General features: G+C 44.2%; 13 protein-coding genes, 1 riboswitch and 1 other annotated feature. Of the genes, 4 read left to right on the top strand and 9 right to left on the bottom strand.

Annotated features, from left to right (window positions below; translation table 11 throughout):
* Window positions 1–46: 46 nt before the first annotated feature.
* The 4 genes from hisC to RH88_RS20335 all read right to left on the bottom strand — a co-directional run bounded on the left by hisC (window position 47) and on the right by RH88_RS20335 (window position 5,288).
* The gene (gene hisC / locus RH88_RS20350) at window positions 47–1,087 is read right to left on the bottom strand and encodes a histidinol-phosphate transaminase (RefSeq protein ID WP_005599582.1); all 1,041 of its coding nucleotides are present in this window, start codon (window positions 1,085–1,087) and stop codon (window positions 47–49) included.
* Entirely contained in the window at window positions 1,087–2,388 is a 1,302-nt protein-coding gene (gene hisD / locus RH88_RS20345; RefSeq protein WP_005599580.1) for a histidinol dehydrogenase, read from the bottom strand. Before hisD ends, hisC begins: the two co-directional genes overlap by 1 nt.
* A gap of 4 nt (window positions 2,389–2,392) precedes the next feature.
* A complete protein-coding gene (gene hisG, locus RH88_RS20340) occupies window positions 2,393–3,289 on the bottom strand; it encodes an ATP phosphoribosyltransferase (protein ID WP_005599578.1) in 897 nt (298 codons plus the stop codon).
* Between the two features lie 52 nt (window positions 3,290–3,341).
* Window positions 3,342–3,476 (bottom strand) — a sequence feature (His leader region).
* Between the two features lie 216 nt (window positions 3,477–3,692).
* Complete coding sequence (locus tag RH88_RS20335; protein ID WP_005599577.1) at window positions 3,693–5,288, bottom strand: Na+/H+ antiporter NhaC family protein; 1,596 nt, start codon at window positions 5,286–5,288, stop codon at window positions 3,693–3,695.
* 111 nt (window positions 5,289–5,399) lie between these two features.
* A riboswitch (Lysine riboswitch) is annotated at window positions 5,400–5,583 on the bottom strand.
* A gap of 519 nt (window positions 5,584–6,102) precedes the next feature.
* Here RH88_RS20335 and RH88_RS20330 point away from each other — a divergent pair.
* Window positions 6,103–6,510 (top strand): H-NS family histone-like protein, encoded by a 408-nt coding sequence (locus RH88_RS20330; protein WP_005599573.1) that lies wholly within the window; start codon window positions 6,103–6,105, stop codon window positions 6,508–6,510.
* A gap of 104 nt (window positions 6,511–6,614) precedes the next feature.
* On the opposite strand, the gene RH88_RS20325 is transcribed toward RH88_RS20330, so the two are convergent.
* Entirely contained in the window at window positions 6,615–7,919 is a 1,305-nt protein-coding gene (locus RH88_RS20325) for an inosine/guanosine kinase (protein WP_005599572.1), read from the bottom strand.
* Window positions 7,920–8,011: 92 nt separating this feature from the next.
* Window positions 8,012–8,281 carry a hypothetical protein gene (locus RH88_RS20320; protein WP_005599571.1) on the bottom strand — a complete coding sequence of 90 codons (270 nt, stop codon included), beginning with the start codon at window positions 8,279–8,281 and terminating at the stop codon, window positions 8,012–8,014.
* A gap of 324 nt (window positions 8,282–8,605) precedes the next feature.
* Here RH88_RS20320 and mnmA point away from each other — a divergent pair, with 324 nt between their 5' ends.
* The 3 genes from mnmA to purB all read left to right on the top strand — a co-directional run bounded on the left by mnmA (window position 8,606) and on the right by purB (window position 11,893).
* Complete coding sequence (mnmA, locus tag RH88_RS20315) at window positions 8,606–9,727, top strand: tRNA 2-thiouridine(34) synthase MnmA (RefSeq protein WP_005599570.1); 1,122 nt, start codon at window positions 8,606–8,608, stop codon at window positions 9,725–9,727.
* A gap of 27 nt (window positions 9,728–9,754) precedes the next feature.
* Entirely contained in the window at window positions 9,755–10,372 is a 618-nt protein-coding gene (hflD, locus tag RH88_RS20310) for a high frequency lysogenization protein HflD (RefSeq protein WP_005599569.1), read from the top strand.
* A 150-nt stretch (window positions 10,373–10,522) separates the two neighbouring features.
* Complete coding sequence (gene purB / locus RH88_RS20305) at window positions 10,523–11,893, top strand: adenylosuccinate lyase (protein ID WP_005599568.1); 1,371 nt, start codon at window positions 10,523–10,525, stop codon at window positions 11,891–11,893.
* 70 nt (window positions 11,894–11,963) lie between these two features.
* Here the strand turns inward: purB and RH88_RS20300 are convergent, their stop codons facing one another.
* Genes RH88_RS20300 through RH88_RS20290 form a run of 3 tightly spaced genes read right to left on the bottom strand, consistent with a single transcriptional unit; the run spans window position 11,964 to window position 13,565 of the window.
* Window positions 11,964–12,494: a DUF3833 domain-containing protein gene (locus RH88_RS20300; RefSeq protein ID WP_005599567.1), complete on the bottom strand. Its 531-nt coding sequence runs from the start codon at window positions 12,492–12,494 to the stop codon at window positions 11,964–11,966.
* A complete protein-coding gene (locus RH88_RS20295; protein WP_005599566.1) occupies window positions 12,491–13,081 on the bottom strand; it encodes a chalcone isomerase family protein in 591 nt (196 codons plus the stop codon). The genes RH88_RS20300 and RH88_RS20295 overlap by 4 nt, the downstream gene beginning before the upstream one ends.
* Complete coding sequence (locus tag RH88_RS20290; protein ID WP_005599565.1) at window positions 13,059–13,565, bottom strand: DUF2878 domain-containing protein; 507 nt, start codon at window positions 13,563–13,565, stop codon at window positions 13,059–13,061. The genes RH88_RS20295 and RH88_RS20290 overlap by 23 nt, the downstream gene beginning before the upstream one ends.
* Between the last annotated feature and the right edge of the window lie 8 nt (window positions 13,566–13,573).

Genomic DNA, 13,573 nt, shown 5'->3' with positions numbered 1-13,573 from the left:
GGTTTTCATTATTATTGCTATGCAAACTCTTAACGTTTTAGGGGGATTAAGCGTAAAAGTTGCGGATAAAGCCAACCGTTTTTTCACACTCATCACGGTTGCCAACACTGATGCGAACACAATTTTCTATCGGTGAATTACGCAAAATAATGCCGGTATCCCATGCCGCTTTAAACAGAGCATCACCATCACTAAACTTAACTAATAAGTAGTTGCCCCAACCTTCAAACACTTCGACGCCGGCAATCATTGATAGACCCACTTGTAAGTAAGCACGGTTGGCATTGAGATCGAGCATTTGGTATTTAGCGCGTGCAAGGCCCGCTTCAGAGAGCGCTTGAATGGCAATATCAGCAACCGGCACTGGTACTGGGTAAGGCGCGATCACTTTGAGCAAGACATTGATGATCTCTTCGTTTGCCAAAGTAAATCCACAACGCAACCCGGCAAGAGCAAACGCTTTAGATAAGGTGCGCAAAATCGCCAAGTTAGGATATTGTTCCAGCAAATCAACCGTCGACGCTTCAGGGCAAAAATCGATATAGGCTTCGTCCATAACGACAATAGCGCGATCCTTGGTCATTTCTAATAGTGAGACAATATCTTCACGCTTGACCAAGTTACCCGTTGGGTTATTTGGGCTACAAACAAACACCAGCTTAACCTTCTCTAGGTTTTGCTCGATAGCCGCTAAATCCAATTGCCATTCTGCGGTCAGTGGCACCACATTACGCGCAACGCCCATGGTTTCAGCACTAATGCCGTACATTCCATAAGTCGGCGGGCAAAATAGAATGGCATCTTCATTTGGCTCACAAAAAGCGCGAATGAGCAGCTCAATACCTTCGTCAGCACCACGAGAAGTGAGCGTTTGCTCTGGCTTCACGCCTGCATAAGAAGCATAAGCCTCAATCAACTCTTTCGGCTGGCATTCGCTGTAACGGTTAAGACGTGCAAAATCGGTCTTGTATTCATTATTAAATGGCGATTCATTGGCGTTAAGCCATACATCACCGCTGCCACCAATACGGCGAGCTGATAAATACGGCGTTAACTGTTGGACCTGCTTACGCGCTAACTTTTCCATTATGCGTCTCCTCGTTGAAGCAATTTTTCAACACGAATAGTCACCGCACGTTTATGTGCATCAAGACCTTCTGCCTCTGCCATTGTGACGACCGTTGGTGCTAATGCTTTTAAACCTTCCGCCGACAACTCTTGTATTGTCATGCGTTTAGAAAAATCAGCCAAACCAAGGCTTGAGTAAGTGCGAGTATAACCATAGGTTGGTAATACGTGGTTGGTCCCTGAAGCATAATCACCGGCAGACTCCGGCGACCAGTCTCCTAAGAAGATTGAACCGGCGTTATCCAGTAACGGCAGCAATTCACGTGGATTTTTGGTCTGCACAATCAAGTGCTCTGGGCCATAGAAGTTTGAAATCGACACTGCTTGCGTCAAGGATTCCGAAATAATAATCAAACTAGAGGCAAGTGCTTTTTCGGCAATATCCGCACGCGATAATTCTTTTAGCTGGCGCAGTACTGCATCTGCCACTTGATCGGCAATGACAGGAGAAGGAGTGACAAGAACCACTTGAGAATCAGGACCATGCTCCGCTTGGCTAAGCAAATCTGAGGCGATGAACTCTGGATCAGCGGTTTCATCTGCAATAACGAGCACTTCAGAAGGGCCTGCGGGCATATCAATTGCCGCCCCGCGAAAATCATTGCTCACTTGACGCTTAGCCTCGGTCACATAAGCATTGCCCGGGCCAAAAATCTTATCGACTTTGCTGACCGACTCTGTGCCATAAGCCATCGCCGCTATCGCCTGACCACCCCCAACGTTATACACCTCGTCGATGTTACATAGCTTAGCGACGTAAAGGATTTCATCAGCAATCGGCGGTGGTGAACACAGCACCACTTTCTGACAACCGGCAATTTGTGAAGGAACACCGAGCATCAACACTGTCGATGGGAGTGGTGCACTACCGCCAGGAATATACAATCCCACATTTTGGATCGGGCGTGTCACCTGCTCGCACATCACTCCCGGTTGTGTTTCGACTTTGATCGGCTGCGGCTTCTGTGCTTTATGAAACTTGGCAATATTGCTATACGCTTGTTCAAGTGCTTGTTTCATCGTGTCGGTTAGGCGCGCTGATGCTTGATCGATTTCTTGTTGAGAAACGCGAATCGAGCTTGGCGTTACGCGATCAAATTTTTCTGTCAGTTCAAGCACTGCAGCATCGCCCTGTTGGCGAACTTGCGCGATCACTTGCGACACTGCCGCTGTGATATTTGCCCCTTCTGCAATCGCTGGACGCTCTAACACCGCATCTTGCTGTGTTTCGCTTAGAGACTGCCATACCACTGTTCTCATTGGCTTACTCCATCATTTTTTCGATTGGAAGGACTAGAATTGAACTTGCACCTAATTCTTTAAGCTGTTCCATGGTTTCCCAGAAAAGGTTTTCGGTACTCACAAGGTGAACCGCAACTTTTTGTTTATCAGCAGAAAGAGGCAACACCGTTGGATCTTCCGCCCCCGGTAGCAAGGCTTTCACTTGCTCTAAACGATCTACAGGCGCGTGTAACATGATGTATTTTGATTCTTTTGCTTGTTGTACACCTTGCATACGAGTCAGCAGCTTGTCGATTAACGCCTGTTTGTCAGCGGCAAATTCACCAGTGCGTTGAATCAGAGTCGCTTTAGAGCGGAAAATGACTTCTGCTTCTTTCAAGCCATTGGCTTCAAGTGTTGCACCCGTTGACACAAGGTCAGCGATTGCATCGGCTAAACCCGCACGAGGTGCAACTTCGACCGAACCAGTCAGCATACAAGTAGAGAATGGGATACCTTGCTCATCCATATAGGCTTTCAATAGGTGTGGATACGTAGTTGCGATACGTTTACCCGCCAAATCTTGTGGCCCTTGGTATTCTTGATCTTTGTTAATCGCAATAGAGAGGCGGCAACCACCAAAGTCTAAACGGCGTAACTGTAGAAACTCGTTTGGCTCACCGAGCGCTTTGCGATCTAAGCGAACTTCCTCTAGTTCGTTCTCGCCAATAAAGCCCAAATCAACCACACCATCCATAATCAAACCAGGAATGTCGTCGTCACGAACCAGTAACAAATCAATTGGCATATTTTGCGAATGAACCACTAGGCGCTCACCCATGATTGTGAATTTTACGCCGCACTGTTTCAGCAGTTGCTGACACTCTTTACTTAGGCGACCTTTCTTTTGAATTGCGATTCTTAGGCGTTGTGTTTGCATTGCGATATCCCTGTGCAAATTTCTGATAATTCTTAGTTTTCAAGCCATTAAAATTGAAAAACCCTCGGAAGATGTGAGTCTCCCGAGGGTTAATTCTAAAAATCTTTGATTTAGCCTCCGGGAGTTTCCTGTCCCCCGGGTATGCGTTCATCTCCCGAAAGACTACATTGGGTGATGGTGATGATGAATATTCATTACTAATTTACGCATACTTATAAGCTCTTCAATTCCGCTTGGTTGATTACCACACTAACCAAGCCATTAACTTTTTTCAACCTTTAATTTAAGTTTTTTTAAACGCACTACACACACTTATTCGATCGACTGCCTTAACTGAGTTAGCTTAAAACAAAAAAGAGGACCTAAGCCCTCTTCATCAAACAAAGTCACCCAACTGTGGTGGTTACTGTGTCGTCATTTTTGATTTTGACAGTATGTTCAATACAAAACACACCGCCACAAATGCAGCACTACACGCGGTTAGAGACAACATTATTGATTCTGTCATACCCAGCACAATAAAGCCGATACATGAAATCAGCGCCACCGATAGTGCATAGGGTAGCTGCGTCGTTACGTGGTCAATATGGCAACAACGAGCACCGGTTGAAGACAGGATGGTCGTATCTGAGATTGGTGAACAGTGATCACCGAATACTGAACCGGCTAGTACCGCACTAAGCATTGGTAGCATAAGCGTAATGTCGGTATTCCCCGCCATATCGCCGGCAATTGGCAACATAATACCAAACGTGCCCCATGAACTGCCGGTTGCAAAAGCCATCACACCAGACAATAGGAATAGGATTACTGGCAACCAGTGAGGATTCACATTACCTTGCGCCATCGTCGAAAGGTAGCTACCTGTTTGCATATCACCAATCACAGTGCCAATTGACCAAGCAAAGATCAGAATTAAGATCGCACCAAACATCGATTTTGCGCCAATGACTAAAGTACGCGTCACTTCAATCGCTGGAATGCGCTGACGAATGACCGTAATCAAGGCAACAATTAGACCAACTGAACCGCCGTAGATAAGTGAAATGCCGACATTGGTATTTTCAAATGCGCCTAATAGTGCAAATGGCTTACCACTTTCTGCCAACACTTGACCACCGGTGTACAACATAGAAGCAACGGTCGCAACAATCAGCAATACAATCGGCAGGATCAAATCAGACACTCGACCTTTGTCGCTTTCACGAATATCAAGTTCTTCATCCAATGAACGCGCTTCTTCAAGCTCATCCATTTGGTTTTCATCATCAAAACCACGCCCTTGTGAAGCTGAGATCTCGTGCTCGCGCATCTTACCAACCGATAAGCCAAACCACGCTACGGCAAATACCATTAACAACGCAAAGATAGCGTAAAAGTTCATTGGTACTAAGCGCATGTACGCGCCTAAAGCAGAATATTCCGTAATGCCGTGCGAGACCAAAATACCACTAATAATGGTCATGATGTATGCACCCCAGCTAGAAGCGGGCATCACAACACACATTGGCGCAGCAGTTGAATCAAGAATATAAGCAAGTTTCGCGCGTGATACATAGAAGCGGTCAGTCACAGGACGAGAAATCGCACCCACTGCAAGGCTATTAAAGTAATCATCAATGAAGATGAAAATACCTAAAAATGCCGCTAATAGTTTCGCACCGCGTTTACTTTTAATGCGTGATTGAGCCCAGTCAGCAAACGCGCGTGTACCACCAGACAATGTCAGCAGGGCTGTCATCATGCCAAGCAGTAATAGGAAGCCAATAATGCTCATGTTGCCAGCATTCAAAGAGCCATCTTCAACAAAAACACCGAATACGGTATTTTTCACATAGCTAGTCGCACCACCAAGTGAGTAATCTGCAAGTAAAATAGCGCCTAAAACAATACCCGCACCCAAAGAAAGCAGTACGCGACGAGTAATAATAGCCAAGCTAAGAGCGACTACCGGAGGAAGCAATGATAAAGGGGATGTAGCAAAATCGATTAAATTCATGATCTTCAAAAACCAGTAATAATTGGTTAGAGATCTACTGCAGACGCATAAACTACATAGATAGCCTATACATTTAAAAATTAGCGATAGGAAAGTGAATACTTATCCCAAGCCTACAGTAGCGCTCCATAGTTATACAAATAATAGACTATGGCAGTGTTGTCCCTATTCGAGTACAACCCCAGCGAGAGATATTGATGTATCAGCTCACTTCGGCGGATAAGACCTTTTACGTTTGCTCATTGGCATCACCCCAACAAACGCGACTCATTCATTCCGCTCCTCTACCGCACTATCCAAAGACAATGCTAAATTAAACAATGTTTAACATAGCTTTAACTAAGATAACGCATCAGGTGACGACCATTGTACTTATCTTAAACATCATTTCAATACATCGACCTAAACTTTTATTGCTCTTTTTTAATTACTCCAACCCTTTTCAAACGGGGCCTTTATATGCAACTAGACAAGAGAGACCACTCAGTAAAAAACGCATATATTTCATACCGCAGTGTAAAGAGGCCGTTAATAACCACTTATATCGACACACTGAATTTATAAAACACCTGCAATCATCATGACAAATAATTTTTCTTTCTGACTAGCATATATGAAACAACGCACTAAACTTAAAGTCGTTACTTCTATCTAAATTGAAGTATGAGGTAAACAATAGAATGTGAAGTGAGCTTAAAACTTACTTTCAAGAAAATCGTTCGTATTATTTTTTATTTTATTTTATATAATTGAATTGTAATATCCACATTACCGGATTAATATCCATTTATCGCTTACTATATTGGTGCAATTTATGTCGGAATTAACAAAAACACTTTTAAACATTCGTAGCCTACGTGCTTTTTCTCGTGAACTAACTCTAGAGCAACTAGAAGAAGCACTAGAAAAATTATCGCTTGTTGTTTCTGAGCGTAAAGAAGCTGACGAAGCTGAATTAGCAGAACGCGCTGAGCAAGAAGCAAAGCTTGCTGCTATTGCTGAACAAATCGCAAAAGACGGTATTGATGTAGAAGCACTAATTAGTGCACTTGCTGGTGAAACTAAAACAAAAACTAAAGCAAAACGTGCACCACGCCCTGCAAAATACAAATATGAAGATGCTAACGGCGACGAAAAAACTTGGACAGGCCAAGGTCGCACTCCATCAGCAATCCAAGCTCTACTAGATTCAGGCCGTAAGCTTGAAGAGTTTTTAATCTAGTTTAACGATAGATTAAAATGAGATTTAAAAAAGGCTCCTTATTAGGAGCCTTTTTTTCATCAATTAAAATAATACCCGCTTAATAGCAGGTATTATTTGAACAACTATCTTTCCCAGTATGCTTCTTCCAAGCTATCTTCGCGTTCCGGTAGACCACGAGATAAACGAGGGGAATGTTGCACTAATACTTCATAGCTTGCTCGATTAGAGTATTTGCACACTTGTGAGAATGACGAATACGTTAAGAAAGCGTGAGCATGCTTACTTGAGTTCGGCACGTTTTCTCTATGGTACTTATTTGCTGCCATATCATGCAATAAAGCCGATAACGCAGCATCACCAGCGCCATTAGTATTCTTAATTTTTTCTGGGCCACCCATATAAGGTGAAATATGTGAATAGACTTTAATCGGTTCTTCACACAATGCTTTCACTGCCGGACGGCTGAATTCATATTGGTTAAATTCCGCAATACAACCCGGTAATAACGGTAATGAAGTTTCGCGTTTAGCGCCCTCTTCCGTATAACCTGCCATGTAAAGACCTACAGGGCCTGCAGTACAAAGTACAAGATCAACCCAATCTAACGCTTTATCTGAAGCCGCTAGTGGATCAACTTCACCTGTTAAAGCTTCTGCTTCATCTTCATTCATCGCCACAACAGAAACATGGTCGCGTAAAAAGTCTTGCCAGAATTTAGGGTCGTCTTGAATAACGAACTTAGTACCAAGTGTTAATACCACTGGTACATCATATTTCTTCGCGTATTCAATCGCGCGCATGGTTGCTTCAGGCATAGGGTCGCCTGGCTTACAACGCACTAAATAAGCAGTAAGTACTAAGGCTGATGCATTTTTGAAAATCTTTTCAGGAATGCTATCAGGGCGAAGTTGGTTCATTTGACCTTCGCTAATCGCAAAAGTACGTTCGCCATCTTCGGTAATCAATGCAAAACAACGGCCAATCGCACCTTCAACACCTTGTAGGTAGTTAAGATCCATTCGGCTCGATGTATTACACAAATAACGGTAGCCGTAGCTGCCAATTTTAATATCTTGGCTCATAACACCCAGTAATGTTGAGCGGTCATCTGCCAACACTGAGTAGTTATGAAGTGTATTACCAATGGTACCACCCGCATATTCGTTAGTAATAAGCGCTTGGTCTTTCAATTCGTTATATAACGCTTCTGCCGTTTGGTCATCAATAACCAATGAGTGTCCCTTACTCAGTCCGTATTTTTCGATCAGCTCCGAACCGACTTTCGCTTCAATGTCCACTAACGTCTGATCGATACCAATAATATGGGTACGAGACATCTTCTTGCTCTCTTGCGCTTGGCTTACCAATGGGTCGCGAGCATGGACGGGAAAATAGTGCTTCGATTTACGTTGACCAGGAAATTTCATAACTATGATTCTGATTAAGGGATGACAGGAGCGCGGATTCTACCGCGCTGTGGATAGCGCGGCAATAACTGGGATTATAGCAAACGTTTGCCCTATTCACCTTCCATAAAGTAGAGGTCTGGCAGGCTATCTAAATGCTCAGAATAACGCTTCAAATTAAATTCTCCGCCATTTTTCATCACATCAAAAATTTCAATCGAAACCGCACAAGCCATCATCGCAACGGCATCATCACGACTGGTACCACTCATACGCAAGCGCATTAGAGTCTCTGTCACTTTTACTGGATTACGATCTTCAAGCTGATTCTCAATCACTTCAATCAAATCGGCTTCTTCTAATACTTGGTTTTCATCTGTCACTTGGTTGTACCTTCAACTTACCACTTGAATTTTCGCCACTATGCCATATATAGAAGACTTATACCCAAATTACTTGAACATTTAACCGATGGCACGAGTGCCCCTCGAAAGGCCAGCGACATCCGACAGCGAGCACAACAAGACAAGGCCCCATACCACGGTAACATCAAGTAAAACGGCTATATCATTAATCGTTAATGCAGACTCTTTAAGCAAAGTGGTTAAAATCCCTTAAATTCGAAGTGTGATTTCGATCTCGGATCTGTCACCGTGAAATGCTTTCTGTTAGAATCTGCCTCCAGTAAATTTTTGTGGTGTTAAGCAATGTCTGAGAACTGTACTGACAACAGTCAAAAGAAAGTCATCGTTGGTATGTCTGGCGGTGTTGATTCATCGGTTTCCGCGTATCTTCTAAAAGAACAAGGCTATCAAGTCGAAGGTCTTTTCATGAAGAACTGGGAAGAAGACGACAACGAAGAATACTGTACCGCGGCCCAAGATTTGGCCGACGCGCAGGAAGTTTGTGACAAGCTTGGCATCCATCTGCACAAAATTAACTTTGCCGCAGAATATTGGGACAACGTGTTTGAGTACTTCCTGGAAGAATACAAAGCAGGTCGCACCCCAAACCCGGATATTCTTTGTAATAAAGAAATCAAGTTTAAAGCGTTCTTAGAGTACGCAGATGAAGTGCTCGATGCCGATTACATCGCCATGGGTCACTATGTTGATCGCTCTTTCCCACAAAACGGTGAAAAACCGCAAATGCTACGTGGTAAAGACAGCAACAAAGACCAAAGCTACTTCTTGTACACGCTAAGTCACGAACAAGTTGGCCGTAGTCTATTCCCTGTTGGTCAGATTGAAAAACCTGAAGTTCGCCGTATTGCGGAAGAACAAGGCCTGATCACAGCGAAGAAAAAAGACTCTACCGGCATCTGTTTTATTGGTGAGCGTAAGTTTACTGACTTCCTTGGTCGTTACCTACCGGCGCAACCCGGTAAAATCGAAACACCTGAAGGTCAAGTAATCGGCGAACACCAAGGTTTGATGTACCACACATTAGGTCAACGCAAAGGCTTACATATTGGTGGCCAAAAAGGCGGCGGCGGTAACGAAGAACCTTGGTACGTAGCAGAAAAAGATCTAAAACGTAACGTGCTTATTGCAGTGCAAGGTGCTGACCACCCACTTTTGAAATCTAATGGGTTGGTTGCATCACAATTACACTGGGTAGATCGCACCCCGATTAAAGAACCGTTAAAATGCACAGTGAAAACACGTTATCGTCAAACTGACATCGCGTGCACTATCATTCCGGTCGATGATGAAACCATCAAAGTGATCTTTGACGAACCACAAGTCGCGGTAACCCCTGGGCAATCCGCTGTATTCTACCAAGGTGATGTTTGTCTTGGTGGTGGTATCATCGAACAACGCATTTAATTGACGTATAACTAGGAGTAACTCTACGTGGCGAATACTCTTTATGACCGTACCATCGCATTTGCTGGTATCTGCCAAGCAGTCGCTTTAGTTCAGCAAGCAGCAAAAAACGGCCATTGTGACTCAGACGCGTTTGAAACTTCACTAAAGGCGATACTAAACACTAACCCAAGCAATACCGTGAGCGTATTCGGCCGCGAGGCCGATTTAAAACTTGGCTTAGAGTGTCTAGTAAAAGGCATTGACAGCACTCCTGCTGGCAGTGAAATTACGCGTTATATCATTAGTTTAATGGCGCTTGAGCGCAAACTAAGTAGCCGTAATGATGCCATGTCTCAGCTTGGTGACCGCATCAAAATGCTTGAAAGACAAGCTGACCATTATTCGTTGACTGACGAACAAATGATGAGCAACTTAGCGAGCGTTTACCTTGATGTCGTTAGCCCTGTAGGCCCTCGAATTCAAGTGACTGGCACACCATCTGTACTGCAACAGTCGAGCAATCAAAATAAAGTACGCGCCTTGTTACTTTCTGGTATTCGTTGTGCTGTATTGTGGCGTCAAGTCGGCGGAAAACGCCGCCACTTAATTTTTGGTCGCAAGAAAATGATTGAGCAGGCGCAGATTCTACTCGCTCGCATGTAAATAAAATTAAATAAGAGCTCGCATCAATTGCGAGCTTATTTTTTTAAATCAGACAACCCTTGCGCAAACGTTTGCGCAATGTTCGTGACAATTGCCACAGTTATTGGTATAAAGCACACGAATTTTAGAAACCCAATTCAGGAGAAAATCATGGAATTGTCAGCATTGACAGCTGTTTCACCAGTAGACGGTCGTTACGGAAGCAAGACGATTGCGTTACGCGAAATTTTCAGTGAATACGGTCTATTGAAGTACCGTACTATCGTTGAAATCCGCTGGTTACAAAAGCTTGCTGCTACCGCTGAAATTGCGGAAGTTCCAGCATTTAGCGCGGAAGCAAATCAATTCCTAGATAACCTTGCAGAAAACTTTTCTGAAGCAGACGCACTACGCATCAAAGAGATCGAACGTACCACAAACCACGATGTGAAAGCGGTTGAGTACTTCCTTAAGGAAAAAGTCGCTGGTATTCCTGAACTACACGCAGTAAACGAATTCATTCACTTTGCTTGTACTTCTGAAGACATCAACAACACTTCTCACGCTCTTATGCTTAAAGAAGCACGTGAAACTGTGATTCTTCCAGAAATCCGCAACCTAATTGACGCTATCAGCAAGCTTGCTGCTGAGTACCGTGATATTCCTTTCCTATCACGTACCCACGGCCAACCAGCATCTCCTTCTACCATGGGTAAAGAGATGGCGAACGTTGCTTACCGTATGGAGCGTCAATACAAGCAAATCGAGAATGTTGAAATTCTAGCTAAAACCAACGGCGCAGTGGGTAACTACAACGCTCACCTTTCGGCTTACCCAGAACTAGATTGGCACAAATTCAGTGAAGAGTTCATCACTGAATCACTCGGCGTGACTTGGAACCCATACACTACGCAAATCGAACCTCACGATTACATCGCTGAACTATTTGATGCAGTAGCACGTTTCAACACCATCCTAATCGACTTTGATCGTGATGTTTGGGGTTACATTGCACTGGGTCACTTTAAGCAAAAAACCATTGCTGGCGAAATTGGTTCTTCAACCATGCCGCACAAAGTAAACCCAATCGATTTTGAAAACTCAGAAGGCAACCTTGGTCTAGCGAACGCAGTATTTGGCCACCTGGCGCAAAAACTGCCTGTTTCTCGCTGGCAGCGTGACCTAACCGACTCAACCGTTCTACGTAACCTAGGTGTAGGTGTTGGCTACGCAATCATTGCTTACACTTCAACACTAAAAGGCATCAGCAAGCTTGAAGTAAACCGTGAAGCGCTACTTGCTGAGCTTGACCGTAACTGGGAAGTATTGGCTGAGCCAGTACAAACCGTTATGCGTCGTTACGGCATTGAAAAGCCATATGAGAAGCTGAAAGAGCTTACTCGTGGTAAGCGTGTTGATGGTGAAGCGATGCGTAACTTTATTGACGGTCTTGAGCTTCCTGAGCACGAGAAAGCGCGTCTTAAAGAGATGACACCAGCGAACTACATCGGTCAAGCAATCGAACTAACTGACAAGCTGTAATCACCATTAGAAATACCGCAAAAGGGTTGCCCTAGTCTTCTAGGGCAACCCTTTTTGTTTCTCTATGCGTTTATTGTTTTTGAAAGAAGATCGTCACCTGTCCGACTTCTAAGCCGAATTTACTGATTTTGGTAATATTAAACAGGTGCTTGTCATCTTGACGGTAGAGCCAATCGTCCATTGAAACTTGAGTTGTTCCCTCTCCCCAAGGCAATTGCAGATCATATTGCCAGTGCATCACATGCCCCAACTCAGCCCCTTTTGCTACCCCAATTACATCGTTGGCCGTGCCTTGATAGCGTCCATCAGATTGACGCTCAATAACCCAAATTCGTTGTTGCTGCTCTCCATCGTCAAACACAAAATCCTCAACCAAAGTCAAACGATCGCCTTCAACGCTCCCGACTATCACCACCTCAAAACGGCGAGTTTGCTTATCGCTGAAGTCTTGTACCATGCCCCATGCGGTCGTTTCGCCTCTAAAATACTCAAACAGATTAAAGGTCGGGGTCGACGTCTTTGAACGGTAATCACTGAGCTGAGTATTACAACCTAGCAGCATCCCAATGAAAATAATGATAAACGCGAATTTTGTCTTCATTTTGTTTGCCCTATTAGATTCCTACGCAGGTCTGCATACTCCGTTTTAGGCGATAACCAAATCGCTAAAAAAGCATCGTTAAGCTGCTCATCATCAATCGTTCCCAACGCTTGGGTTGACTTCGCATTTGGGGAAAACTCAAAGTAACCACGCTCTCCATCTGTAATGTAGGTTAATCTCTCTCCCTGCTTCACACTGGGAAAAATAGAGGTCAACTCCTCTATCCATTGCTTCGCTTGTACGCGGTTGTAGCCTTGCTTTATCCACTGCTCATAGGTGGCATCCAACAGCTGTACCCGACTGATACTGCGCTGATATTCAATGCTTAATGCTAAGGGATGTGGGCTCAGATCTTGAGTTACCTGATAGCGCCCAGTCGGGCTCAACAATGTAGAGTTATAAACATCAAAAAAAAGCACACTTAGCTCAGCGCGACCAACCGTAGGCCACTGTTGCCAAGCACAGGACTTGCACTGATCTTTTTCGGCGACATTAACAGCAAATGCGTTGATGCTTATTAACGCTAAAGCCGCAGCAATCAAATACTGGACCAGTAATAATCGACTAACCCATCCTTGCTTCTTCATCTTGCAAACTCCTGATACACAACGCCGTAATTGCAGCCCAAACAAAAAATAACCAAGTAAAGGTAAACGGTATTGAGTAGCCCAATTGAACCGCGCCGAGCTTGTAACCAGCCAAGTAGCTTAAACTGCCAGCTAGGCCCCCAATAAGTGATACGAGCGCAAGTGGATAACGGCTCACAACAGGGACCAGAAACTGCGCATACCACATAAACATTGCCCAAAGTACGATTAACCACAGAGGCAGAAAACGGGTATCAAATATCAATATCCCAAAGTGTAAATTGACCATATCGATGCCTATACCAATCCCGGTTAACAGCAACCATTTTTGCCAAACTATCGCCCTCAATCGCGCACTCAGGCCCAAGGTAATCAGTAAGCAAGCCAACGTCAGCCATTGCCATTGTTCACTGCCAACGACGGCCACAAACCAAATAACTTGAAACCAAGTAGAAGCAATCAATAACCTCTTAAACTGGCTCATCAGTTTTG

The organism is Vibrio scophthalmi LMG 19158, assembly GCF_000222585.1.
In the GTDB taxonomy this organism is placed as follows: Bacteria; Pseudomonadota; Gammaproteobacteria; order Enterobacterales; family Vibrionaceae; genus Vibrio; species Vibrio scophthalmi.
This window is presented reverse-complemented; position numbering and strand designations above follow the sequence as displayed.

Excerpts from the sequence above, each read along its gene's own strand:
- hisC (WP_005599582.1), bottom strand. The coding sequence starts at position 1,087 with ATGGAAAAGTTAGCGCGTAAGCAGGTCCAACAGTTAACGCCGTATTTA.
- hisD (WP_005599580.1), bottom strand. The coding sequence starts at position 2,388 with ATGAGAACAGTGGTATGGCAGTCTCTAAGCGAAACACAGCAAGATGCG.
- hisG (WP_005599578.1), bottom strand. The coding sequence starts at position 3,289 with ATGCAAACACAACGCCTAAGAATCGCAATTCAAAAGAAAGGTCGCCTA.
- RH88_RS20335 (WP_005599577.1), bottom strand. The coding sequence starts at position 5,288 with ATGAATTTAATCGATTTTGCTACATCCCCTTTATCATTGCTTCCTCCG.
- RH88_RS20330 (WP_005599573.1), top strand. The coding sequence starts at position 6,103 with ATGTCGGAATTAACAAAAACACTTTTAAACATTCGTAGCCTACGTGCT.
- RH88_RS20325 (WP_005599572.1), bottom strand. The coding sequence starts at position 7,919 with ATGAAATTTCCTGGTCAACGTAAATCGAAGCACTATTTTCCCGTCCAT.
- mnmA (WP_005599570.1), top strand. The coding sequence starts at position 8,606 with ATGTCTGAGAACTGTACTGACAACAGTCAAAAGAAAGTCATCGTTGGT.
- purB (WP_005599568.1), top strand. The coding sequence starts at position 10,523 with ATGGAATTGTCAGCATTGACAGCTGTTTCACCAGTAGACGGTCGTTAC.
- RH88_RS20300 (WP_005599567.1), bottom strand. The coding sequence starts at position 12,494 with ATGAAGACAAAATTCGCGTTTATCATTATTTTCATTGGGATGCTGCTA.
- RH88_RS20295 (WP_005599566.1), bottom strand. The coding sequence starts at position 13,081 with ATGAAGAAGCAAGGATGGGTTAGTCGATTATTACTGGTCCAGTATTTG.
- RH88_RS20290 (WP_005599565.1), bottom strand. The coding sequence starts at position 13,565 with ATGAGCCAGTTTAAGAGGTTATTGATTGCTTCTACTTGGTTTCAAGTT.